34 protein-coding genes are annotated in these 23,725 nt (G+C 45.8%); 33 read left to right on the top strand and 1 reads right to left on the bottom strand.

Translation table 11 applies throughout. The features are described 5' to 3' along the window. The first annotated feature begins 21 nt into the window (after nt 1-21). The 28 genes from AC0LWM_RS04245 to AC0LWM_RS04110 all read left to right on the top strand — a co-directional run bounded on the left by AC0LWM_RS04245 (nt 22) and on the right by AC0LWM_RS04110 (nt 17,350). Entirely contained in the window at nt 22-510 is a 489-nt protein-coding gene (locus tag AC0LWM_RS04245) for a siphovirus Gp157 family protein (protein WP_474673657.1), read from the top strand. Nucleotides 511-539: 29 nt separating this feature from the next. Continuing rightward, nucleotides 540-1,445 carry an ATP-binding protein gene (locus AC0LWM_RS04240; RefSeq protein ID WP_474673656.1) on the top strand — a complete coding sequence of 302 codons (906 nt, stop codon included), beginning with the start codon at nt 540-542 and terminating at the stop codon, nt 1,443-1,445. A gap of 3 nt (nt 1,446-1,448) precedes the next feature. Further along, nucleotides 1,449-1,913: a single-stranded DNA-binding protein gene (gene ssb / locus AC0LWM_RS04235; RefSeq protein WP_474673655.1), complete on the top strand. Its 465-nt coding sequence runs from the start codon at nt 1,449-1,451 to the stop codon at nt 1,911-1,913. A 143-nt stretch (nt 1,914-2,056) separates the two neighbouring features. Further along, complete coding sequence (locus AC0LWM_RS04230) at nt 2,057-2,596, top strand: hypothetical protein (protein WP_474673654.1); 540 nt, start codon at nt 2,057-2,059, stop codon at nt 2,594-2,596. Nucleotides 2,597-2,611: 15 nt separating this feature from the next. Beyond that, the gene (locus tag AC0LWM_RS04225) at nt 2,612-3,229 is read left to right on the top strand and encodes a hypothetical protein (RefSeq protein ID WP_474673653.1); all 618 of its coding nucleotides are present in this window, start codon (nt 2,612-2,614) and stop codon (nt 3,227-3,229) included. A 9-nt stretch (nt 3,230-3,238) separates the two neighbouring features. Continuing rightward, a complete protein-coding gene (locus AC0LWM_RS04220; RefSeq protein ID WP_474673652.1) occupies nt 3,239-3,754 on the top strand; it encodes a VUT family protein in 516 nt (171 codons plus the stop codon). Between the two features lie 54 nt (nt 3,755-3,808). After that, on the top strand, nt 3,809-4,552 hold the full coding sequence (locus AC0LWM_RS04215; protein ID WP_474673651.1) for a DNA-methyltransferase: 744 nt from the start codon (nt 3,809-3,811) through the stop codon (nt 4,550-4,552). Between the two features lie 28 nt (nt 4,553-4,580). Beyond that, a complete protein-coding gene (locus AC0LWM_RS04210) occupies nt 4,581-4,895 on the top strand; it encodes a hypothetical protein (RefSeq protein ID WP_474673650.1) in 315 nt (104 codons plus the stop codon). Nucleotides 4,896-4,944: 49 nt separating this feature from the next. Beyond that, on the top strand, nt 4,945-5,343 hold the full coding sequence (locus AC0LWM_RS04205; RefSeq protein ID WP_474673649.1) for a YopX family protein: 399 nt from the start codon (nt 4,945-4,947) through the stop codon (nt 5,341-5,343). Beyond that, entirely contained in the window at nt 5,340-5,702 is a 363-nt protein-coding gene (locus AC0LWM_RS04200; protein ID WP_474673648.1) for a hypothetical protein, read from the top strand. The genes AC0LWM_RS04205 and AC0LWM_RS04200 overlap by 4 nt, the downstream gene beginning before the upstream one ends. A 2-nt stretch (nt 5,703-5,704) precedes the next feature. Continuing rightward, entirely contained in the window at nt 5,705-6,076 is a 372-nt protein-coding gene (locus AC0LWM_RS04195; RefSeq protein WP_474673647.1) for a hypothetical protein, read from the top strand. After that, complete coding sequence (locus AC0LWM_RS04190; protein WP_474673646.1) at nt 6,069-6,449, top strand: hypothetical protein; 381 nt, start codon at nt 6,069-6,071, stop codon at nt 6,447-6,449. The genes AC0LWM_RS04195 and AC0LWM_RS04190 overlap by 8 nt, the downstream gene beginning before the upstream one ends. Nucleotides 6,450-6,479: 30 nt before the next feature. Then, complete coding sequence (locus AC0LWM_RS04185; protein ID WP_474673645.1) at nt 6,480-6,638, top strand: hypothetical protein; 159 nt, start codon at nt 6,480-6,482, stop codon at nt 6,636-6,638. Between the two features lie 14 nt (nt 6,639-6,652). Beyond that, complete coding sequence (locus AC0LWM_RS04180) at nt 6,653-7,504, top strand: DUF4373 domain-containing protein (protein WP_474673644.1); 852 nt, start codon at nt 6,653-6,655, stop codon at nt 7,502-7,504. A gap of 115 nt (nt 7,505-7,619) precedes the next feature. After that, on the top strand, nt 7,620-8,285 hold the full coding sequence (locus AC0LWM_RS04175) for an ATP-binding protein (RefSeq protein ID WP_474673643.1): 666 nt from the start codon (nt 7,620-7,622) through the stop codon (nt 8,283-8,285). 19 nt (nt 8,286-8,304) lie between these two features. Continuing rightward, nucleotides 8,305-8,511, top strand: a complete 207-nt coding sequence (locus AC0LWM_RS04170; RefSeq protein ID WP_474673642.1) for a hypothetical protein — start codon at nt 8,305-8,307, stop codon at nt 8,509-8,511. 2 nt (nt 8,512-8,513) lie between these two features. After that, nucleotides 8,514-8,645 (top strand): hypothetical protein, encoded by a 132-nt coding sequence (locus AC0LWM_RS04165; protein ID WP_474673641.1) that lies wholly within the window; start codon nt 8,514-8,516, stop codon nt 8,643-8,645. Beyond that, nucleotides 8,642-9,142: a Holliday junction resolvase RecU gene (locus AC0LWM_RS04160; RefSeq protein WP_474673640.1), complete on the top strand. Its 501-nt coding sequence runs from the start codon at nt 8,642-8,644 to the stop codon at nt 9,140-9,142. Before AC0LWM_RS04165 ends, AC0LWM_RS04160 begins: the two co-directional genes overlap by 4 nt. Continuing rightward, nucleotides 9,139-9,336, top strand: a complete 198-nt coding sequence (locus tag AC0LWM_RS04155; protein WP_474673639.1) for a hypothetical protein — start codon at nt 9,139-9,141, stop codon at nt 9,334-9,336. Before AC0LWM_RS04160 ends, AC0LWM_RS04155 begins: the two co-directional genes overlap by 4 nt. Nucleotides 9,337-9,448: 112 nt before the next feature. Continuing rightward, nucleotides 9,449-10,486, top strand: coding sequence for a hypothetical protein (locus AC0LWM_RS04150; RefSeq protein WP_474673638.1), 1,038 nt, complete (start codon nt 9,449-9,451; stop codon nt 10,484-10,486). 35 nt (nt 10,487-10,521) lie between these two features. Next, nucleotides 10,522-10,998, top strand: a complete 477-nt coding sequence (locus AC0LWM_RS04145) for a hypothetical protein (RefSeq protein ID WP_474673637.1) — start codon at nt 10,522-10,524, stop codon at nt 10,996-10,998. A 371-nt stretch (nt 10,999-11,369) separates the two neighbouring features. Further along, nucleotides 11,370-11,606 (top strand): hypothetical protein, encoded by a 237-nt coding sequence (locus AC0LWM_RS04140; protein WP_474673636.1) that lies wholly within the window; start codon nt 11,370-11,372, stop codon nt 11,604-11,606. Between the two features lie 51 nt (nt 11,607-11,657). Next, a complete protein-coding gene (locus AC0LWM_RS04135) occupies nt 11,658-11,888 on the top strand; it encodes a hypothetical protein (protein WP_474673635.1) in 231 nt (76 codons plus the stop codon). Between the two features lie 11 nt (nt 11,889-11,899). Then, nucleotides 11,900-12,394, top strand: coding sequence for a hypothetical protein (locus AC0LWM_RS04130; RefSeq protein WP_474673634.1), 495 nt, complete (start codon nt 11,900-11,902; stop codon nt 12,392-12,394). After that, a complete protein-coding gene (locus tag AC0LWM_RS04125; RefSeq protein WP_474673633.1) occupies nt 12,315-13,820 on the top strand; it encodes a terminase large subunit domain-containing protein in 1,506 nt (501 codons plus the stop codon). Before AC0LWM_RS04130 ends, AC0LWM_RS04125 begins: the two co-directional genes overlap by 80 nt. A gap of 11 nt (nt 13,821-13,831) precedes the next feature. After that, nucleotides 13,832-15,568: a portal protein gene (locus AC0LWM_RS04120; protein WP_474673632.1), complete on the top strand. Its 1,737-nt coding sequence runs from the start codon at nt 13,832-13,834 to the stop codon at nt 15,566-15,568. A gap of 85 nt (nt 15,569-15,653) precedes the next feature. After that, complete coding sequence (locus AC0LWM_RS04115; protein ID WP_474673631.1) at nt 15,654-16,466, top strand: hypothetical protein; 813 nt, start codon at nt 15,654-15,656, stop codon at nt 16,464-16,466. 14 nt (nt 16,467-16,480) lie between these two features. Then, the gene (locus tag AC0LWM_RS04110; RefSeq protein WP_474673630.1) at nt 16,481-17,350 is read left to right on the top strand and encodes a N4-gp56 family major capsid protein; all 870 of its coding nucleotides are present in this window, start codon (nt 16,481-16,483) and stop codon (nt 17,348-17,350) included. Between the two features lie 186 nt (nt 17,351-17,536). On the opposite strand, the gene AC0LWM_RS04105 is transcribed toward AC0LWM_RS04110, so the two are convergent. After that, the gene (locus tag AC0LWM_RS04105) at nt 17,537-18,445 is read right to left on the bottom strand and encodes a hypothetical protein (RefSeq protein ID WP_474673629.1); all 909 of its coding nucleotides are present in this window, start codon (nt 18,443-18,445) and stop codon (nt 17,537-17,539) included. Nucleotides 18,446-18,650: 205 nt separating this feature from the next. On the opposite strand from AC0LWM_RS04105, the gene AC0LWM_RS04100 reads away from it, so the two are divergent. Genes AC0LWM_RS04100 through AC0LWM_RS04080 form a run of 5 tightly spaced genes read left to right on the top strand, consistent with a single transcriptional unit; the run spans nt 18,651 to nt 23,709 of the window. Continuing rightward, nucleotides 18,651-18,947, top strand: coding sequence for a hypothetical protein (locus tag AC0LWM_RS04100; RefSeq protein WP_474673628.1), 297 nt, complete (start codon nt 18,651-18,653; stop codon nt 18,945-18,947). Nucleotides 18,948-18,980: 33 nt separating this feature from the next. Next, nucleotides 18,981-19,562, top strand: coding sequence for a phage adaptor protein (locus AC0LWM_RS04095; protein WP_474673627.1), 582 nt, complete (start codon nt 18,981-18,983; stop codon nt 19,560-19,562). After that, a complete protein-coding gene (locus AC0LWM_RS04090; protein WP_474673626.1) occupies nt 19,522-21,549 on the top strand; it encodes an SGNH/GDSL hydrolase family protein in 2,028 nt (675 codons plus the stop codon). The genes AC0LWM_RS04095 and AC0LWM_RS04090 overlap by 41 nt, the downstream gene beginning before the upstream one ends. A gap of 13 nt (nt 21,550-21,562) precedes the next feature. Further along, on the top strand, nt 21,563-22,972 hold the full coding sequence (locus AC0LWM_RS04085; protein WP_474673625.1) for a hypothetical protein: 1,410 nt from the start codon (nt 21,563-21,565) through the stop codon (nt 22,970-22,972). Nucleotides 22,973-22,983: 11 nt separating this feature from the next. Then, nucleotides 22,984-23,709 (top strand): hypothetical protein, encoded by a 726-nt coding sequence (locus tag AC0LWM_RS04080; protein WP_474673624.1) that lies wholly within the window; start codon nt 22,984-22,986, stop codon nt 23,707-23,709. Nucleotides 23,710-23,725: the final 16 nt, after the last annotated feature.

Genomic DNA, 23,725 nt, shown 5'->3' with positions numbered 1-23,725 from the left:
ACACGAATGGGAGATGAATATATGCAAGCATTCAAACTTTACGAGTTAAGCGATAAATTCAACCAAGTATCGGACATGATCGAAAACGGCGCGGAAGGCTTAGAAGATACGCTTGAATCCATCGAAGGAACCTTTCAAGAAAAGGTTGAGAGCATCATTAAGTTGTATCGCTCTAAGATCGCTGAAAGGGACGTAATCAAACTCGAGCGACTGAGACTAGAGCAAAGGGAACAAGCGCTCACTAAACAGGCAGATTGGTTAAAAAACTATGTAGAGTCTCAGATGAAAATAACCGGTATTGATAAGGTCAAATCAGCATTATTCAACATCAGCTTGGCAAATAATCCGGTGAAAGTTGAAGTGTTGGACGAGCTGGCAATACCGGAGGAATTCATCGTTCTGCATATAGAGAGCAAACCGGATAAGAACGCCATTAAAGAAGCAATCGAGAATGGCAAGCAAGTACCAGGCGTACAGCTAGTTCGAACACAAAGCCTACGTGTGAGGTAACAATAAAACTGACGATGGAGGAGATTGATATGCAAATACGTAAAGCGGAGCGAAAGAAAGCAAAGTTGCGGCTCGGAATTAGCGCTCCAAGTGGAGCCGGTAAAACATACAGCAGCCTGTTGATGGGATACGGCATCACCGGAGACTGGAACAAAGTCGGCATGATCGACACAGAAAATCGGAGTGGCGATTTATACGCCAACTTGGGCGAGTTCTCGAAAATTGACTTGGACAAGCCGTACACTCCTGATAAGTACGTTAAAGCGATTAAAGCGTTCGAGGATGCCGGTTTTAGCGTAATCATCATCGATTCATTGACACATGCTTGGGCTGGCACTGGAGGCATTCTGGACATGCAAGCAGCGGTTACAGCGGCAAGCCGCAGCGGAAACAGTTATACAGCATGGAGAGAGGTTACGCCGCAACATAATGCGCTCGTAGACGCGATCCTTGAAAGCAAATGCCACATCATCTGCACAATGAGAGCGAAAACGGAATATGTGCAAGAGAAGAACGAAAAGACGGGTAAGACGGAAATAAACAAAGTCGGCCTAGCTCCGATTCAGCGCGATGGCATGGAATATGAATTCACTGTAATGCTGGACCTCTCTCAACAACACGTTGCATCTGCTTCCAAAGACCGTACAAGCCTATTTGACGGTAAGTACTTCAAGTTGGGTATCGAAACTGGGAAAGAACTCTTGGAGTGGCTTGAAACAGGCGCAGAGTTCGTAAAAACGGAAACGGTTATGAAGATCAACACAAAGTGGATTGAGTTGGGACAAGACCTCGAAAAGGTTGATCTGCAGTCCAATAAACTATACGGCTTGGTACTGAATCAATTAACAGAAGTTCAAGGACAAGAATTCCTTGCTAAATTAACCGAATCATTAAAAGCGAAGCAGGAGAAACCTCCTGTAGCGGAAGGAGCTTAAACGATGTTGAACCGTGTCGTCCTTATCGGCAGATTAACGAAAGATCCTGAATTGCGATACAGTCCGTCGGGGGTCGCTATAACGCAATTTACCCTAGCTGTCGATCGCCAGCACCATACAAATCAAAACGAGCGCGAAGCCGATTTCATCACAATCGTCACATGGCGACAGCTCGCAGAGAACTGTGCTAACTACCTCCGCAAAGGCCGTTTAACTGCCGTAGAAGGGCGATTACAGATTCGCCACTATGACAACAACGAAGGTAAAAGAATTTACGTCACAGAGGTCATAGCGGACAATGTGCGCTTCCTGGAGTCAAATCGCGAAGGCGGACAGAGTTCAGAGCGGCCGGCGCAAAGTAACCGAGATCCATTCCAAGATGATGGTAAGCCGATCAATATCGCGGATGGTCGTAAATGGTTGGAACAGATGCATAAACGATTAAATCAGGTGGAGGAAGCCATATAGACATGAAAGAAACAGACCATACTCCAGCAGATGATACAGCAGAATGGAAAGGACATGTTATAGAGGATTAAACCCTGATACGGCTCGAGCGGGTTCGGTCGAATCGAAGGCGGCAAGCCGCAAATGATGAAGGAGGATGTCCGATGAATAGTGACATCGAATTTCTAAAAGCGCTACAGAATGAATTAAATACGCAAAACAATGACTGTCAGGCAGTACCTCGTTTTTGGGTCGTGGGTGATTACAGATGGGCCGGCTGCCCTGACGGTTGTGCTGAACGTTATTCCGTATATCTCCCAAGTGAAGGCGAAGCTTCTACGATAAGCGACTATATCGACAATCTGGATTGCGACGAGCTGGAAGATGACGCTCGTGAAGCATGGGATGAACTCGATAAAGATGATCACAGCGCCGTCTTTGATTGGATCGAGGAACATGTTGATGAAGACGCTTATATGTTCGGTGAGCGCAAAGAGCATTTCATCAGGGAAAATACGATGTTCCTGACGAAAGACGAGGCTATGCGGCACATCGAGCTTAATCATTACCATTACACGCCAGAAGCTCATACTTACGCCATGACAGCGTGGAGGGCGCCAAAAGTAGAGAGGCTTTTGAAAATATTGAGCGAGTTTAATTTCGACCTTCTGATGGAGCCGAAGAAGGCTGTTATAGAGGATTAGGAGGGGAACCGAAGGATGCTGTTACTGGTAAGCGGTGCGTCGAAAACTGTCCGAAAGTATGCTGATAAACAAAACTTAGGTTGTTTGTTAACCCCGCATACCGGCAATTCGTTGCAGTCAATGTGCGGATTGCCGTGGGCAGCAGACAATGCATGTTTTAATGGTTTCGATGAATCGGCATTCTTGAAGATGCTCGAGAAGATACGCAACACTAAGCCATTGTTTGTGACTGCCCCAGACGTTGTTGGAGACGCGAAAGAAACCATCAGCATGTTCGGCATCTGGGAGCCGGTTATCCGCTCTTACGGCCTTCCTGTTGCGTTTGTATTACAAGACGGACAAGAGATGCTGGATATGCCTTGGGGAAGATGTGAGGCCGTGTTCGTAGGCGGATCGACGGAATGGAAACTTGGGCCGGCTGCAAGATGGATTATTAGGGAAGCTCGTTTCCGTGGAAAATGGGTCCACATGGGCAGGGTGAATAGCTACCAGCGAATAGCCTATGCTCGAGACATTGGATGCGACAGCGTGGATGGTTCGAAATTCAGCATGTTTTCTGAAACGTACATCCCTGACATGCTTAAGTATCTGGAATGCGAACAACTAGCCTTACAATTTGACGAAGCCTTATGAGGTGATGAGATGCGAATCGTACATTATATGATCGGAATTATCTTAGCCAATGTTCTTACATCCCTGTTTCCTCCGATCCCGTTTTTAGGATTTCTTATACCGTCTGGAACACTTTTAATCGGATTCACATTCATCATGCGAGATTTGGTTCAGCTTAGATACGGACGAAGAACCACGTACATGGTAATCATCGGAGCTCTTGGAATATCCGCCGTATGCACGTATTTGATGGGTAACGGCATTCGAATCGTACTTGCTTCTTCCTTATCGTTCGTGTTTAGCGAGCTGACGGATACAGAAATCTTCACCCGCCTTAAAACTTCACTATCTAATCGTGTGATGGTGAGCGGCGTTGTCGGAAGCATCCTGGATAGCGTGATATTTACCCTTGCAGCTGGTTTTCCATTGGCGGCAATTGGTGGTCAGACGATTGTGAAATTGATCGTGCAGTTTGTGGGTGCTTTGCTTTTAAGGCTTCGTATCGACCGAATCACCCAGCGAAGCGACAGCCGTATAAGACTTTAATTATTAAAGTAGGAGGGGCTACACTAAGCCCCCTTGAAGGGAGATAGGAGATAGATGATAAACCAGATCGTTCACGGAGATTGCTTAGAAGTCATGCCCCAACTGCCCAGCGGCAGCATCGACATGATCCTATGTGACCTACCTTACGGCACAACACGAAGCGAATGGGACATCATCATCCCGTTTGAACCGTTATGGACGCAATACGAGCGATTGATTAAGGATACCGGCGCCATTGTACTCTTTGCCAAAGCCCCGTTCGATAAGATGCTTTGGGCGAGTAATCCCAAACTCTTCAGATACGAGTGGATATGGGAAAAGAACAAGTCAACTGGTCACCTAAACGCCAATCACATGCCGCTGCAGCAGCACGAAAACATCCTTGTCTTCTATAAGTCGCCGCCGACATATAACCCACAAATGGAGACAGGCCATAGCCCGATAAATTTCGCTGTTAGCCGAAACACTTCAACCGTTTACGGGAAGGTCAAAGAAACGCCAAATAGGCACGGTGAAACAGATCGTTACCCTAAGAGCATCTTACACTTTCCAGTGGTGAATAATGATGACCCTGGACGCATTCATCCTAACCAAAAGCCCATCGAATTGCTGCAGTACTTAATCAAGACATACACCAACGAGGGCGACACAGTACTGGATAACTGTTCAGGCAGCGGTGCAACAGCTGAAGCATGCATAAGCTGCAATCGAAACTTTGTAGCAATCGAAAAGAAACTCGACTACGCAATGAAATCAAGAGAACGTCTGCAGTTTGTACAACCGGTTATGAACTTTTAATCCATCACTAAAGAGAGGATACAAGGATATGAGTAACACGATTGAAAAACTACGGGCGGCGTTGGAAAAATGTTTGATTGGCGGTAATTCACTTGCAAGTGTCATTATCGGTTGGAGATTACCGGCTGGATATGAAAAATGGACTTACGAACAGGCAAACGGCTACTTTTACGAAAGATACGATGAAGAAACCGCCTATGAATATTACGAGACATGGCTTTGCTGGAAGGCTATTCGCGAAGCGATTGAAATGGTAGAAGCCCTCTCCAATACAACCATGGAAGACGCATATGAAGCCTTACAGCGGGAGAATGAGCGGCTACGGGACATCATCGAACAGTAACGATTCGTATTGGAAGCTGAGCGAAGAATAAATAGTGGAGGTAAAGAACGTGCGTGAGGTCAAATACGAAGCTTGGGACACGAAAGAAAAGCGTATGTTGGACTGGGAAGAAATCGATAACGAGGACGGATTTGGAGTCATATGTTTAGTGGACATTCTCAAAGACGGCATGAAGGGGCGGTTTATTCCCCGGCAGTTTACTGGCCTCAAAGATAGAAACGGAAAAGACATCTATGAGATGGATATTCTTAAGGTTTACAAGGCAGGCATAAACTTCGATCCAGAAGACTACACAATTTCAATGGTGAAACAGCACAAATTCGGTTGGTTGCCTTTTGTTGATGTCTTGGGTGGAGGCCGACACGACTACTGCGGAAACTTGTATGAATTTGAGGTAATCGGAAATCGTTTCGAACATCCTCATCTATTGGAAGGTGATCAAACATGACGGATCGGGAAAAGAAGATAGCGGAGGCATGGAAACTCGTACAAGACAAATTCGAAATAGCTGTTACTGTCCAAAACATCCATACTCTTGCTGCTTACCTGACATTCGCCTTAAGAGAACTAGATCGGCAGCATGACGAATTCTACAACGAAGTCAGGATTACAGAAGAGGATAACCGGAAGCTACGAGATGAACGGGATACTATAATCTCGGAAGTATGTTCAATAAAAGAACGTGTTGAAATGGCTATAGACGAAACTGACGAATTTGGATGGCTCTACGGACTAAGAGACGTTAAACAGCAAGCGAATGATATCTTAGCCCAATATTGGTCAGATACCAAAGTGGAGGAGAGGTAACTATGTACACAAGAGAGCAGATACAGGAATTAGGGTTGGATCATGCCGCAGCAAAAATAGTAAACGGCTGGTCATTAGAATCGGATGATATTGGTATTCTGTGGTGGGTGTCTGCAGAGGATGGTGTTCGAACTAAAGAGGTAATGGAAGCTTCATATGTGCCTTCTACGGACTTATCCATGGCTATGGAACTAGAAGCAAAGGCGATAGAGAAGAATAAGTACAAATATTTAGACGAATTAGATGTACAAGTAAACAGTGATGAGGAAGCAGGTCACTGGTTAGACGATGAAATAATAAGACTCCTCCAAGCCACTCCAGAACAACGTACAAAGGCCGCTATACTCACATATTTGGAGGATAACCATGAATAAAGAGCATATCAAGCAGATGCAGCCGGGGCCAGAGTTAGACAAAGTTTGGGCGAACCTGATCGGGTGGCAATCACCGACAACTGCATTAAACCTTGATGGAACATTCGGATATACTCCGCGATATTCCACCACCTGGGAAGGAATGAAACTGGTTGTAGAGGAGATGCAACGACGTCTAGGGTGTTCATTCAAACTGTCGAATCTGAGTGGAGATGGGTCATACTATTACGCCAAATTCGGATATGAGTTAGTTGAAGCCCCCGCCGCCCCTCACGCTGTAGCTATAGCCGCTATATTGGCATGTATGGCAAACACAAGGATCATGCGGCTCTACGGATCATCTTTATTTCTGCAAGCAATGTGGCACGGTTAGAGTTTTTCTATAAGAAAGGCAGGATAAGACATGACAACTGTAGATGAAATCACCTTATGGGAAGATGAACTCGCCCGCGCAGTAGAACGTATGGAAATCGCTGAAAAGTATGACAATCAAGGCGATAAAGCATGGTGCGAGGAACGGATCCGCTGGGCACAGCACAAATTGAAGCTATTAGGAGCTTGAAGGGAGGGAAGGGGATGGCAAGACCGAGGAAGGAGGGTATGGATTACTTCCCTCATGATACGGATGCAGAAGGTGACGAGAAGATCGAGGCCATGCGAGCATTATTCGGCAACGACGGTTACGCCTTTTATTTCATCCTTTGTGAGCGAATATACCGAACTCCTAATGCTGAGTTGGATGTGTCGAAGTCAGTTTTAAAGGCTCCGCTCATCAAGAAGTTGCTACTTACGGAAGACGTTTTTATAAAGATGCTAGAAGCTGCGTTTGAACTATCGCTCTTTTCAAGAGAGGATTACGAGAATCGCGGCGTGATTACTAGTAACGGAATTAAAAGACGCTGCAGCGAAGTGACTCAAATGCGTGAACGCTGGAGAAAACGCAAGGATAACCCTCTAACAAATGAGGTTTTCCACGTGGAAAACGCAGGAGATAACCCTGTTGAAAACCCAGAAGAAACGCCGGAAAGTAAAGTAAAGCAAAGTAAAGTAAAAGAAACATTAAACAATAAAGAGATAAAAGATATATATGACTTTTGGAACTCGAAAGAAATCATAGTTCATCGTGAATTGACTCAAAAGATGGGTTCAAAGATCAATGCTCGATTAAAAAGCAGTTCGCTGGATGAATTAACCGAAGCCATCAGCAACTACAACACGATCGTAAAAAGTGAACTTTACTGGTATACGCATAAATTCACTTTGGACAAGTTCCTAGATCCCAAGAACATCGATCAGTTCATGACGTGCAATAATCCATTTGAAAATTTCAGGAGACAGAAAGGCGGTGCTAAAAATGCTCCATTCGGCAATCACGGAAGTGTTCACAATGATTCCGAACAAAACTATGACATCTTTGTACAGCGATAACGAGCTAGAAGGTATCTACTGTTGCTTAAAGTGCAAGATTGAAATGCGGCGGGTATACTTCACCCTTATGAAAAAGTACGTTATGCCTTCTGCATGTAAGTGTGAAGTCGAGCGAATGGAGCAAGAGAACGAAATCAGGGATCGCCGCAATCGTCGGGAAAGAATGGAACGGATTTATAAAAAGAACATCATGAATGAAAACTTAAAGGCGGCATCGTTCAACAACTTTGAGATACGCCGAGGTACGGAAATCATTTATAACGAATCTAAAAAGTTTGCTGCAGAGTTCGACAAGCGGAAGCAAGGAATGTTTGTATATGGGAAGCCGGGGAACGGCAAGAGTCACCTACTAGCATCGATACACCATGAAATTGATAGACAAGGGTATGTATGCCTGTTCCTGGACGTGTCTCAGCTATTTAACATCGCGAAGGATACCTTTAAGAGCAGCAGCAAGACAAGTCTAACGGACATAATCAACGCGGCCATCAACTGCGACTTGCTAACGCTGGATGAATTGGGGTCCGGCATCCTAACAGAAACCGAATTCAACGACATCTTATTTCCGATCATAAACGGCCGTCAGGGCAAGAAAACGAACTATACGACAAATTTAGACTTGGGAAGATTAAGTAAATGGTTTTCAACCGGCCGGAACAATGAGCCGCTAGACGTTGACGGCAGGTTAATTGACCGAATCATCGGATCATGCGATGTATTCGAGAATACGGCGACATCCAAGCGGCAAGAAGACGCATTAAAACGATTAGGTGCAAGCTAAATAAAAAGGAGCGATGAAGATGACAAGATACCGTCACCCAGGATTAACCGAAGCCGAGAAAGAGCAGATGAAAGCCCAAGGCGTCGTATTCAAAACGATAGCCGATCTCACACCAGAGGATCAAGCACGAATCGCCAGCTATCCAGTATGGCAGAAGCCCGGTGACTTAGCTACAACAGCGCCACAGCGTTATAGAGGAAAAATGAGATTGAAAGGGGGTGCATGAACATGAAAGCAGTGGTAACGAAGCACGGCCAAACTGTAACGCGTGAAATGTCGGTGGAGGAAGCAACTTTATACGCCTATTACCTTGAAGCACTGGGTAATGACGATGTGAAGATGGAGTTGGTAGAGGGATGAGCGCAATCAACTACGCTAACCGCGGCATGGGGCTAGAAACCCTGATCGAATACGCCAACCGGCAGTATGCAGCTAGAGGGATAGCACAGATTCAGAAGATACCAACGCCGGTCAAAGTTACGCGATTGGTCAAAGGCCGCATCAAGGATGGATTCTATGAGAAGGACAGCACAGTAGATTACATGGGCGACTATAACGGACGATCAATATGCTTCGAGGCCAAGAGTACGCGAGAAGAAACGTCCATGCCGCTTAAAAACTTCGAAGAGCATCAGATCGAATTCATGCGGAAGTGGCAAGGCATCAAATTCGCACTTATCGAGTTAACCAAGTACCGCGAGATATACTTCGTGCAATACAGTTGGATTATATCCTGGTGGGATGAAAAGAAGATCGGCGGCAGAAAGAGCATTCCATTCTCGGAATTACGGTTGCTGGATCGAGTGAGTGAAGGAAATGGAATCGTATTAGATTATCTTAAGGAGGTGGGAGCATGAACATAGCACACTGGGTAGACGTTGGGCGCGACGCTGTAGCTATAGACGACTCAGGAGCGGTTACAGGCGTTTTGCGAATCTTAGATGATGAAATCCATAGGCGAAAACAAAAGTCGATTATAGAGCAAAATAAAACGCTTACAATTAATCGGCAAGCACTCGCTTATCAAAACGGAGATAAAGACGCATCGTAACACTAAATATGCCACAATTCACGCTTGTTCGACACAAAATATGCTATAATATAGGTATAACCTATAACGAAATGAAATTTAATAATCATACACAATAAAGGAGCGTATATACATGTTACAAAATGAGATTATGGAACTGGAAACACAACTGCAGCAACTTGAAAGCGAGAGAACAGCAATTCAAGGCAGCGGCTTTATCGATCCATCGGAGATGCAGCGTATTACGGACCAAATCAACGTGATCATGAACCGGTTGAACGAAAAACGCGACGAGCTGGGAAAACAACAGCAGCACGAAGTGCGAATGGAACAAGCACAGGAGCAAATCACCAGCGCGATGGAAACGATCGAGGTTGAAGGTGAAATATTCACGTTACGAGAGCTAGCCCAGAACGAAGGTGCCTATCAAATGCTTCGTATCCACTTTAACAACCTGTTCATGACACAGGCCGAGCAATACAGCGCATTAGAAACGGGTTACGCCGAATTGAAGCGCGAGAAAGAGGAAGTACAAGTCAGATTTGATTCACTCAACGAACAATATGCAGATATGCGCCGTCAACGTGACGACCTGGAGCATAAACGGAATAACGCTAGCGCCGAACTGGATGATGCGAAACGTGAAATCGAGCGGCTTGAAAGTCAGGTGCAAGACCTCAGGACCGAAATTGCAATCGGGCCACGTCAAGCAATCAACGTTATCGACACCAACATTAACGGCAATCTAGCCGAAGCCGCTCGCATATACAAAGAGAGCAGACCGGTTATATACGATGTAGTGGCACTCGACTTCAAAGAAAGTGTATTCCGTGCAAAGCTGGCCGAAACAAACGAAGAAATTGAATTCAACTGGACAGAAAAAGGGAAGTACCGGGAGGTAGCGGCTGATGAAGCCAACCGATTTCGAGAGGAGTACGAGGCCCGGAAGAAAGCTACTGAGCCGTATCCTACATTGGGTGATGGGATAAACCCACCAGACTTACAGTTTCAAAGCGAAGAAACTACCGAGGGAAGCAACGTCGACGGATTGGCTATGGGATCATTATCACTGGCTGGAGAGGCAGAAACGGTTACGAGAGCAGAATTTGAAGCGCTCCAACGCGAAGTGAAAGAGCTGCAGAATAAAGTATACGGAGAGGTGGCGGCGTAAGCCGTCTCTCCACATCTAGGGAAGGAGAGATAACTATGACCAAAGACGAAGTAACCGAGTTGTTAAAACACTATCTCAGCTACAAGCAAGCGATCCGGAATTACGAAACGCATAAGCCGGTCCCTTCGGCCGGCATAGCAAATTACAGTGGAATGCCGAGCGGCAGCGGAGCGCCGGAACGATTCTTCGCTAACCCTGGTAAGATGGCAGATATGGGATTCGCGTCGGCGTTGGACTTCTTCGACTACAGTATGTATCAGGCGATCGTACAGACAATCGACTTTACGATGAGCCAAGTGTTAAGCGATGATGAAGCGTATATAATCCAAAATAAATGGCTGGCCCGTAATCCAATTGAACTGTATAAGCTAGCAATTATCAAGGATAAGGACGAAAGCACAATAAGACGCTGGCATAAATCAGCGCTAAGAAAGCTCGCAATTGCGTTGGAGCCGATAAAACGAATTCCGGAAATAGAAAATTTTCAAAATGCACGGTTTATGCCCGCTTAATCATGATAAGTTAGTACCATAGGAGATAGTTGATGACATCACGATAGCTGCATGATCAGTCGGATGTTACGCTATCTCTTTTGTTTAAAATGCCGCATATTCCGTAACGTTGACCGAGCGCCGTGCAGGTCGATCATCAGGAATGTGTGTCATATACGTGGTGGCGGAAGAGATACGCGCTTTGATCGAGCGCTGGTACGTTCGGGAGTTCCTGGACGTGATCGAGGGACCAGCAATACACAGGAGAATGGCCTGTGTCCATGTACAAAATCATAAGAAAGTGACGGAATCTATTACATGGAGGTGACTTCATCCCCCTGTACAATAGTTAGCAGCCGTCACTTTTTTATATTATGAGGAGGATGATGACGATGAAAGAAATGGATCTTATGCAATTTATGGAACAGGTTTTGATGCCGAGGGTTCATAGTACCATCACTCAAGAAGTTTCGAAAGGACTACACGAATCGATGAACCGAAAAGTTGCTCGGTTAGAGTCGATAGAGATGTACTTGCATCTCCTCTATGAAGCGCAACGTTCAAACCACGATGTGCACAAAGAAATCGCTGAGGCGTTGAAGCAATATAGGCAAGAGGCTGGTATATAAAACATGGGGGCTTCGACTCCCTTTTATTTTGCATAGGAAGGAGTGAGGGGAATGGCTATAACCGCAATCATCGTCATGCTGATGGTATTCGCCATACGAGAGTATACGCATTATATCCACGATACACGGCGAGATGCGCTGATTGATACGATGACGGATAAACTGATGTCACGCAACTTCACGGAATATAAGGAGCAGACGACACCGGCACAAGTATTTCAACCAGTGAGCAAGGATGACGACGATTTGTATTATCAGGAGATTGAGGATAACAAACGATAGGAGGTAATAACATGGCTAAGCAGAAGAAACTAGCCGTAGAGGCGGACGAAACACTACAACTTAAAAAACGTGCATTTCTTGCTGCTTATGCCGAAACGGGTAATATCACAAAAGCAGCCGAGATTGCAGGAATAGCGAGATCGACGCATTATGAATGGTTGAGTGATGAAAATTACGCCAAAGCGTTTGTATACGCAGATGAAGAAGCTGGTGATCGCTTAGAGATTGAGGCGAGGCGCAGAGCGGTTGAAGGTGTAGATGAACCGGTTTACCAACGTGGGGAGCTTGTAGGTACTGTTCGAAAGTACTCAGACACGCTCCTTATTTATTTGCTGAATGGCGCGAAACCTGAGAAGTATAAGCAACGAGTGGCTAACGAACATAGCGGCAAGATGGCACTTGACGTTGACATAGAGAGGATGAGTGATGATGAAGTCCTCGGCGGAATTGCGGAAGCACTACAAGCAATTAACGATCTTTCGGCAAGAATTGGAGCGAAGACTTAGGGAAGAGGGAATAAAGTATTATCGACCTCACCATAAGCAGCAGGAGTTTCATAAATCGACTAAGCGTAACCGATGGATGTTCGGAGGTAACCGGACAGGTAAGACGGTATCGGGCGGAGCAGAGGCTGTGTGGTACGCTACAGGGCTACACCCATTCAAAAAGATCAAGACACCGAATCGCGGGTGGGTTGTATCACTCACAAACGAGGTTCAACGGGACGTAGCGCAGAAGGAAGTATTGCGATGGCTACCAAAAAGCATGATCGCTGATGTTCAGATGCGTAAAGGCACGAAGGACAGTCTCGAAACCGGCATTATCGACTTCATCCAGCTTACCAACGGATCGCTAATAGGATTCAAATCTTGCGATCAAGGACGAGCAAAGTTTCAAGGGACGTCACAGCATTGGATATGGTATGACGAGGAACCGCCTGGAGATATCTACGACGAGTGCAAAATGCGCGTACTCGATACAAAAGGCGATATGTGGGGAACAATGACCCCGTTGCAAGGATTAACATGGGTATACGATGTCATTTACATGAACGAGATCGGCGACAAGGAAATTAAATACTGGCTCATGGAGTGGGCGGATAATCCACACTTGTCACGCGAAGCAATCGCGCAGCTCGAAGCAACGATGAGCGACGAGGAGCGCGAGGCAAGGCAGTACGGTAAATTCGTCGCTATGAGCGGATTGGTATATAAGGAGTTTAACGAGGACATTCACGTTATCGATCCGTTCGACGTGCCGAAAGAGTGGTACGACAACATCAGCATCGACCCAGGGCTGGACGCTCCATTATCTGCTCATTTCTATGCGGTGGATGGTAACGACAACATTTATGTGATAGAGGAGCATTATAAATCTGGTGAAAGCGTGGAGTGGCATTCTGAGCGATTGCATGAGATCGCGGATAGGTTAGGATGGCAGAGAGATCATAACGGATTCTTGCACTCGTTAATCGATAGCGCGGCGAATCAAAAGACGCTAGCGGCTGAGAGATCCGTAACCGAGTTGTTCTTCGATAACAAAGTGCTGGCAAATACAAGTGTTGTTAAGGACGTTTGGACAGGTATACAGCGCGTCAAACAATATCTAAAGCTTCGGGAAAACCCTCAAAAGGACGTATGGCCTAGAGGGAAGCCGAAGCTTTTTATTTTCCGTAACTGCGTGAATTTGATCCGCGAGATTAAGTCATATCGTTGGAAGCCACAGACCGAGAGCGGCGAGCAGATCGATAAGCCGATCAAGAAGAACGACCATGCGATGGACGATTTGAAATATTACATCATGAGCCGGCCCGAGCTCGGAACGTACGATCCGCGTGATGATGTCGCAGCATCCAAGTCCAGTTTGAACCAGGATAAGTTGCCATTTGCGTTACAAGACACAATAGACACCGTCAGTTGGACGGATTACTAGGGGGTGAACAGGTGCAAGCATTAGCCGAAAAGAAGGAACAGAACGAAAACGCCAATACTCTCGATGAGAAAGAACAGTTCAAGAAAATCCAGCAACACTTTCAAGAATCGCTCAGCGCATTAAGCCAGGATCATGCTGATTGGCGGGAATACGATGAATTCTATTTAGCTAATCAATGGAACTCACAACGTCCGTCGTGGCTCCCTGATCCGGTGGTAAACTATGTTGCTTATGTCGTGGATCAGAAGACGCCGCAATTAACGAATAACCGACCATCCGGACTAATCCTACCGACAGCGGCCGGAGATGAGCCAGCGGCGAAACTGTTCACACAAGTAACGGACGTGATATCTGAGCGCGTCGGGCTGGATGAGATAATAACGGAAGTCGTACCCACTGGCCTATTGCTTGGTACAGCGTGGTTTAAAGTGTATTGGGATAACAACATAAGCGGCGGCAGCGCAGTGCAGCAGAACATCTGGAAAGGCGACGTATGCATCGAGGCGCCGGACCCGTGTAATATCTATCACGATCCGCAAGCTTACAAAGTGGAGGATTGCCGGTACATCATATATGCCGTTCCGAAGACGGTTGAATGGGTATCGGAGAAATTCAACATTAAGGTTGATGCGGAAAACACGTTTGAGACAGAGATTTACGATCGCCCGTCACCGACTCAGGCTAAAAACCGCGTCATGCTGTACGAGTATTGGTACAAGGAGAAAGGCGGCATCCACTGTATATATGCGGCTGGTGGCAAGATTCTCAAACGGATCATGAACGTGTACAAACATGGACGCTACCCATTCATACCTTTCGTGCCTAAGAGGAAGCGCAAGAGCTTAACGGGCATCGGAGAGCCAAAGAACATCATGAGCAATCAGAAGCTGCTTAACAAGTTCTTGGAGATGCTGACACGTAACACGATGTTAACCGCTAATCCAATTCTGTTTGTGGACACCAAAAGCGGCATCGATGCCAACAAATTCATTGCAAAGCCCGGTGTTGTGCAGCCGGTGAACAATCTTGCTCAAACGAAAGCCGCAGAATGGTTCCAGCCGCCTCAAATTAGCCGCGATGTCCCGATGACGATAGATAAGCTTATCGAACTCATCGAGCGAATGGGCGGCATATACGACGCTCAGACAGGTGAGACTCCAGCCGGTGTAACTGCGGCCGCAGCTATTCAGATGTTGGTCGAGCAAGGGTCTATCCCGATCAAGGGTATACAGCGCGAGTTGTTCAATTCGATCAAAAACGTATACGAGTTGATGATCGAATTGATAAAGGAGTTCTACACCGAGCAGCGATACATTCGTATCACAGACGAGAACGGGCAGATGGATTTCCAAGCTTTCACAGGAGCTCATTATGCTGAAATCGACCTTGATGTGAAAGTATCGGCCGGTGCTTCGACTCCAACAAGTAAAGCGTATATCGCTCAATTGGGTGCAGACTTATTCAAAGCTGGCGTATTGCTTGCGAGCGAATATGTCGATATGCAAGACGGACTTCCTAACAAAGATAAGATCGTATCGCGCTTGCGTGAGCAAGAGCAGATGCAGCAGCAACAAGCACAGATGCAGAACTCACCGCCTGATCCGGAGCAGATACAAGCGCAGCAGGAACAAGCGATGATGCAGGAGGAGGCGAGAGCGCGGCAAGAGTTTGATCAAAAAGCAGCATTGAAGCAGATGGACAACGAAACAAAGCTGCAGATTGCAGCAATGAAGACAGGCACTCGATGAGACTTCGGGTGCCTGTTCTATTTTCAACTTCGGTAAAAAATCGGACGTAACAGTTATGGTCGTCGCATAACAAGGAGGATTACCCATGGAAGGTCAATATGAGAGTCAAGAATCGGTCGTAGAAGCTTCGGTCGACGCGGAGCAATCATTAAATGAATCGGTTATAACGGACGAATCGGGCGCACATTCGGAGGTCGCCGCTCCAGCACCGGAAGAACCGAAGTTTGGCGAAGCGCTGAAAGCGGAGCTTGCAAGACGCGAGGCGCAGCTTGAGAAGAAATACAAGGAGCAATACGGTGACTACGACACTTTTAAGCAGCGATCTACAGAGTTGGAACAATACCAACAGCATATGGAGAGAGTTGCGAAACTTGGCGGTTACGCCGATGTCAATGCCTTCATCAGCGCGTTGGACGAGGCGCAAAGGCAAGATCAGATCAAGCGGGAAATTGAGAAGTTCGAAAATATGGGTGTCGATGAATCCGTGATTATGGAACACCTATACCCAATGAAACAAGAACTCGATCAGCTCAAAAAAGAGCGCGATGAACAGCGGAAACAGGAATTTTTTCGCAACGTTGACTCGAAAGTAAACGAATTGAAGTCGAAGTACAGTGACTTCGAGCAATACCATGACCAAGCATTCGACATGTTCGCAAACCGCGGATACGACTTGGAGGATGCTTATAAGCTTCTTTCTTACGAAAGTAGGATGCAGAAGCTTGCGCAAGAGAAGGAGCAAGAAGTATTAGCCCGTATCACCGGGAGAGATCAAAAGCAGATCCTTCCGAGCAATGACCAACCATCAAACGTTCAATTCGACCCCGCAAATATGAGTCTTGATCAAATCCAAGAGATTTCGAGGCGAGTACAGAGGGGCGAAAGAATCGTATTCTAAGGAGATGACGAATAATGGCAGTTCAAACAACACTATTACCAGGCGTATCGCCTACAATTCAAACGTACTATGATAAAAAGCTTTTGGCGCGACTTATCGCGAATTTTGTACACCTTCAGTTCGGACAGAAGCGTCCAATTCCGAAGGGCAGCGGTAAAACGATTGATTTCCGCAAGTTCTCGGCGCTGGCAGCGGCTACAGTTCCGCTTACAGAGGGTGTGACACCAGCAGGTAATGCGATTACGATCACTAACGTAACGTCTACAGTCGCCCAATATGGCGATTTTATCGAAGTATCCGACATCCTCGACCTTGTTGCAATCGATCCGGTTCTTGATGAAATGGCAGATGTGTTGGGTGATCAGTCGGCTGATACACTGGACCAAGTCGTACGCGATATTCTCGCAGCCGGAACATCGGTACAGTACGCAGCCGGCCGCGCATCTCGCGTTACAGTTGCTGCAGGTGACAACCTGACAGTCAATGAGATCAGGAAGGCCGTTCGAACGCTTAAACGCAACAATTCCAAGCCTCTTGAAGGTGGGGACTATGTGGCGATTGTTGAACCAGGAACAACATACGACCTTCAATCCGATACAAAATGGGAACAAGCGGCGCAATACGCTGGTTCGCGGCAAATTTTTAGTGGCGAAATCGGCCGACTATATGGCGTGCGCTTCGTTGAAACGACGAATGCGAAGAAATTTGCGGGTGCCGGTGCTGCTGGGGTAGACGTATACTGCACGCTTGTTATCGGTAAAGACGCATACGGTGTTGTAGACGTCGCTGGCAGCGGAAACGTGCAGAATATCATCAAGCCGCACGGTTCTGCCGGTACGGCCGATCCACTCAATCAACGCGGAACAACGGGTCGAGCTGCTTAGTCCAGCCCGTTTAAAATCTCTTCTGATTGACTTGGAGGTCCTGAGAAGGATAACAAGGCGCAAGCAGGGAAACCGTGCAGCGTGAACGACTGAGCGAAGAGACACCGATAGGTGATGCGACAGTCTGAACTCCCGCAATAATCTAAAAATGAAACGGGAGAGACGGGCAGAAATGACCCGTCCACTCTAATTGAAATCCACTTTATATTGCATGCATTGAGGAATAAAAGGACGGATAATATTACGAAGGGTTCTGGCTACTGAGGCATTAAAGCGTATTGTGTATTGGTTATTTCGTCGATTTTCAATAACTGTGGTTAAGTTCCATCTTTGTTCGAACCATTCTTGCATGAGGATATGTTCATCATAAGAGAATCCGTTTGTACACAAAACCATAGTTCCGTAACGTTTATTTAGAGAACCATCATCCATAAACCACACAGCAAGTGCCAGTTCATCAATTTCATCTAACCATTCAGGCGATACAGTTTTTATGTTATTGGGGTACAACCTTTGACGTTGTTCTGTTAGCCACGGGTGAGCGATGGTGCAATATCGATAGACAGGCGCATGATTATGTAAAGATGTTTTCTTTGCTTGGTATGGATCATCGGCAAGAATGAATGGTGTTAATCTTTGCTTTAGCCACTCTAAATAATCACGTTGTTTCTCTCCGTGAGCAATGACGAGATTGTAATTTAGAGACGATGGGCGAAGATATCCATCGCCGAGCAAAGTTCCTAGCACAATTGATTGTTGTTCCTTGGTAAATGGAGTATTTCTCAGATCTGCGTTCGGAGTAAAATCGAACTCAATTCCATACTCTCTACAATATGCGTAGATATTAGACCAGCCTCCTTCACTATAACCGAGTTTATCGGCAACGACTTGAGGGGTTAGACCTTCAATGCATATCAGTTGATGTAGTTGCTCTTTGGATGGTTTAAGGATTGCTCGTCGTTTTGGAAGATCGTATCTTACAGCGAGTTTTCGTAAAAACCGAGAATCTGTATACCCATATTTTAGGGCAATCTCATTCCAACTCATATCCGATAATACGTCCTGTTCCAATTGTTCTTTAGTGGGTTTTTTCAATAATAGCACCTACTTTATACAAGATAGTTTTGTATTGACCGTATGGTTCTATTATATCACAATTAGAGGAGTAACAAAATGTGGAAGGCTCTGTTTACTGCTAAAATCCTGCAACAAGCGGCTATGCTGCGCATCGAGCATACTGTATCTGGATAATGGGAGGGTAACACCTCCCCTTTAAAATCGAAACTATGGAGGAATCATCATGGAAGAAATCAAATCGACTAGAAATAGCAAGGCGCAAATGTCCGATTCAGAAATGGATAACGTCACGAAATCCACGGCTCAACTGCTCAGGGAGCAGCCTAAAGTCAAAATTAAACTGTGGCTCTCTCCGGAAGAAAAGAAGAAACTCGAAGCCGCGAAAGAATCCGGCAAAAACATGGAGTGGCCGTATGAATTCGTCAGCGTAAACGGTCATAACTTCCAGATTCAAAAAGGCGTAGAGGTCGAAGTACCTCAAACCGTTGCAGAAATCTTAGAACAGGCGGGACTCATTTAGAGTTCCGCTTTTTCTTTATATGGGGGTGTCGTCATGACACTTAATGAAATCCTTGGAGAAATTGATGAAAGATATCCGAACGCTCTTTCTAACGATTCGAAGGTTAGAAAGATCAATAAGCTGCAAAAGCAGTTGTTTCGTACAGTGGTAAAAAACACGGTCGGCACGTTGTATGATCTCATAGCAGATCAGGCACAGTATCCGATATCCATTCATCCATCGAAGATTCGCGAACTTCTGGTGAATGATGTGTCTTATCCATACAAGCAGCTTGAATCACAGGCTACAAGCCGATTTTTTTACATTTTGAAGGGTGATGTCGGGTATTATGTCGGACTGTATCCAACGCCCACGGAAGACGTAACAGATGGGCTATTGATCTACCATTACGATACGCCGGCCGATCTATCGCCGACCGATTTGAGCAGTGTGCCGCAGCTTGACGAGGATTTCCACGACTTGCTGATATATGGAGTATGCAAGGAATTAGCGGAGATCAACAAGGAATTCGATGTCGCCAATGGGTTTATCCAGCAGTATCAAACACTATTGGATGCATTCTTAGAGGCGAATCATGATACAGAAGCAACCGAAATACAGATGGAATGGCGGTGAGAAAGTGACGAAGGTATCGCAAATAATCTCCGAGCAGTTCAATGCCAACTTGAATAAAATTACTTTTGGATCCATACTTTTCAACGTTAAAGTGTATGGGGCCAAAGGTGATGGCGTAACTGATGATACAGCAGCTATCCAAAAAACGATTGATGCAGCAATTGCTGCAGGTTGTATGTCCGTGTTTTTTCCGCATGGCACATATAAGGTGGCTGCGTTATCAAACGCGGATTCAGTCGTTTTGTTCGGGGATAATGCAACATTAGTTGTTGGTGGTGTATCTACTCCTATCCAACAATTCGGACAAAATAGCTACTCTGATAACACCGGATCTTATCTGCGGAAAACCATTCAAAAGATGGTGTATGGGACATCGGCAAAGATCGTTTGCTACGGCGATAGTATAACTTTTGGCATGCAGATTGGTACGGGGGCTCAGGTTGCTAACCCTTACCCCGCGGCGTTACAGTCCCAGTTACAGAAGGCGTTTAACTATAACGGAGTAACCGTCGTAAATAAAGGTACTTCCGGATGGAGAACCACCGAGGGTGTTGCTAACATACAAGCGAATGTGATCAATCAAGCCCCTGACTTGGCGATCATCATGTTTGGCATAAACGACTTAGCAGGGTCGGCATTCGGTCCTGCACTTACTGTTGATCAATACAAAACCAATATGTCGAAGATGGTTAAATCACTATTGAATAACGGCATTGAAGTGCTCATTCTTTCCCCGACGCCGATCTACACATCCAACAGTAAAAAACTTATGTTTTTCAGTCGAGTATGCGAGGAAGTGGCATCGAATTATTCCGTTGATTACATCGACATGCAGTACGAAATCACAAAAAAGTTTTTTTACAAGACTAAAGCTCCAGCGCTCATGTTACCCGATAACATTCATTTTACGGATGCGGATTACCCGATTATTGCAGAAATCATAACGTCATATATGGATACATTCAATTACTCCAATGTTCTGTATGTCAATTCGCGAGAAGAATTGTATGTACCAGTGGTTGGAAGTCCTTATATCGATACAGATTCCACACAGACGTTTACCAGTACAGGTCAATACTATCAGCGTAATTTATTGATAAATACGCAAGGAACAAACGGAACGTATATCCGGTTTAATTTCTTTATCGATAAACCCGGAATGGATCTATTCATGATTTCGCCATGTAATACAGCCGGTGGAACGATTACCATTACGGATAACGGGGTCAGCGTTGCAACAATCGATTTATATTCAAAAGAATCGGCGACGTACGATGTTCCGAATACAATCATCGAAAATATACAGCCAGGGTTTCATACAATCGAACTGAAATACACTAACGCAACAATTGGCCAAAGTGCAAGCCCAGCGAATATCTATATCAGTGCCTTTGCCTTCCGGCCTTCAAGATCGGCAAAAAGCGACACGATTTATCAATTGCAAACAGGATTCGCGGCAGGGCAATTATTGAGTTTTAGAAGGATTATTGACGGATACGTAAGATTTACGAATACGATAGATGCGCAACAAAAAGGAGCTATTTTTTTCTCCAAGGACACGGCCGAATATAAAACCGGAAAAACACTGGTTATTGAAGCTGAGGGAACGCTAATTCCAGGTAGCGGCATAACTTGGTTTGGAAACAGGGCTGCAGGAGCTGCTCCATCTGATAACCCAAGCCAAGTAAACGCGGGGTATTTGCTTTATTTTGATGGTAGTGGTGTGGCCGATGCTGCCCGTATTTACGCAATGGGTCCTAATAATGCGTTGTCATCAGCTATTGTGCAAGCAAACATAACAATTAACTACACTGTACCGCATAAACTCAGAGTCACACATACTGACGCTGGAGTCATCACCGCATATTTGGATGGTACACAGATCATGCAGGTCACAAACACGAAGTTAAAGAGTGGATACTTCGGTGTATTCACTTACCACAATGGAACGATGGAACTGACGAGATACGAGTACGGTTACCAGTAAGGAGCGGTGAAAAATGAATTACTGGCCTCCAACAAGAGAACGACCATTGATCAGTCAAAGGGAATTTAAAGGCGTCAATAAGCTTGACGCTTTTTCTATTGGCGAATCTTACGCTACTGATACCAAAAATATCACATCCACCAAGTACCCGGCTTTTACTACGAGGCCGGGTCATTCTTTGGTTGGCGGCAACTTGGGAGCGCGTATACAAGGTATTGGAGTTTGGAAGGATGCTGAATTACACGCAGTAGCAGGAGGGATATTGTATAAATGGACCGGCAGTGTGTGGGTCAGTATTGCGAGTGGATTAAATGCTGTCGCCGAATGGAGTTTCGCCAATTTCAAGGGGAATCTTAGTGGAATCAGCCTCATAGGAGCAAATGGTGTCGATCCGATCAAGGTTTACGACGGGGCAACGGTATCAAATCTCGCCACAGCACCGGCTGGCGGCAATTACATCGAACAGTATATGGACCGGCTGTATTGTGCTGTTGGTAACGACTTGCGATTCTCTTCCTATCGCAAAGCAAACGACTGGACAACAGCGGCCGGCGACGATGCTGACTCTGGATTTATCACAGTAGAGACGCCGAACGGCGAAACGCTTAATGCGATTAAGTCTGGACTAACGCACTTAACTCTGTTCAAGCCAAGTTCCATTCATGAACTATACGGATCTGCGCCATCAAATTATCGCATGGTGACGGTCACGACTGAAATCGGCATCCTTAACAACAAATGCGCCGCAACAATCAACGGGATGATGTATTTCCTCGATGACAAGGGGATATATCAGTACTCCGGCGGGACACTTCCGGATAAACAATTCTCGCTGCCGGTGCAGTATTACGTTGACAACATGAACAAGGCCGCGAGAAATACGTGCTGCGTTGGGACCGATGGTAAGAAGCTGTACGTTTCCATTCCTATGGTCAGTTCCACGGCGACGGACACGATCCTAGAATATGACCCGCAATTCGGCACGTGGTACGTGTGGAAAGACTTCTCCGCGCTTCACATGGCGAAGATGGGCGACAACTGGTATCAAGGCGACGCGGCGGGCAGAGTGCTACAAATGGGCGGCATATCGGACAATGGGACACCGATCACATGGGAATGGGTGTCCAAGCCATTCGGCAGCGATTCGCTCGCTCGAAAAATACGATGGCACGCGCTATGGATCGTCGTGGACTTGCCGCAAAACAGCGCCTTAAACGTCTATCTAAGCAAGTCTGCAAGTGGTGATAGTGATTGGGAGCTTGCGAAGTCAATAACGTCTTCTAGCGCCATTCAGGGAGCCAGAGTGATCATTCCAACCAACATGGTAGCGAATGCGAATTATATACGGATTAAGTTTACTGGTTCGGGTCCATGTACCATGTACAGCTTCGACCGGGACCAAAGAGATATGCCAATGGTATAGGAGGGAATTGCATGGCAGATATCAATTTGCCGCAAGTGAGCTCGGGATTATCGACACAGCAGCTTGCGGATATAGTGGCTAGGTTAATCAAGGAAGTCGCATATTTGACTGATCGTAATATCGATGGAAAGAATGTGCGGCCAAAGAGTGTTACAGCGGATTTGATTAAGGCTGGGGCGGTGATTGCGGAGAAAATCGACGTGGATCAGTTGTCGGCGATAAGCGCGGACTTGGGCAAAGTCGTGGCCGGTATCCTTATCGGGGCTTATATTTCTACGGCTGATGGAACGTATCCGAGGATTGATTTTTCAAGTACAGGGAATTTGTTGGCGGCGTATAAGGATGCTGCTAATTATGTGGCGATTAGTCCTACTTTAACTGGGAATACGACGTTTTCAGTAGTTGAAAACAATAGTATTAAAGGAACTCTTAGTTCAATATCTGATATATTGTCTTTGTTGGCTACAGGAGCTATGAATATAAGGTCAAATTCTCGTCTTGGAATTTCTTCTACTAGTGATAATGTAGATATTAGTTGTGGATCAGGATCAGGTGCATTTGTAACCGTTCCGAGATGGAGTAAATTAAAAGACGATTCCACTGGGTTCACTCTCCAACAAACGCTTGATGGAAAGGCGAATGCGTCAGGAGTTAATGGAACGGTATATGTTGCTACCACTCCAGGAGGACCAGCAAATACGCCAATTACATTCTCAAATGGCGTACGAAACTCTTAACAGTAAATTGGAAATG

It is taken from the genome of Paenibacillus sp. sgz302148 (assembly GCF_056120465.1).
This window is presented reverse-complemented; position numbering and strand designations above follow the sequence as displayed.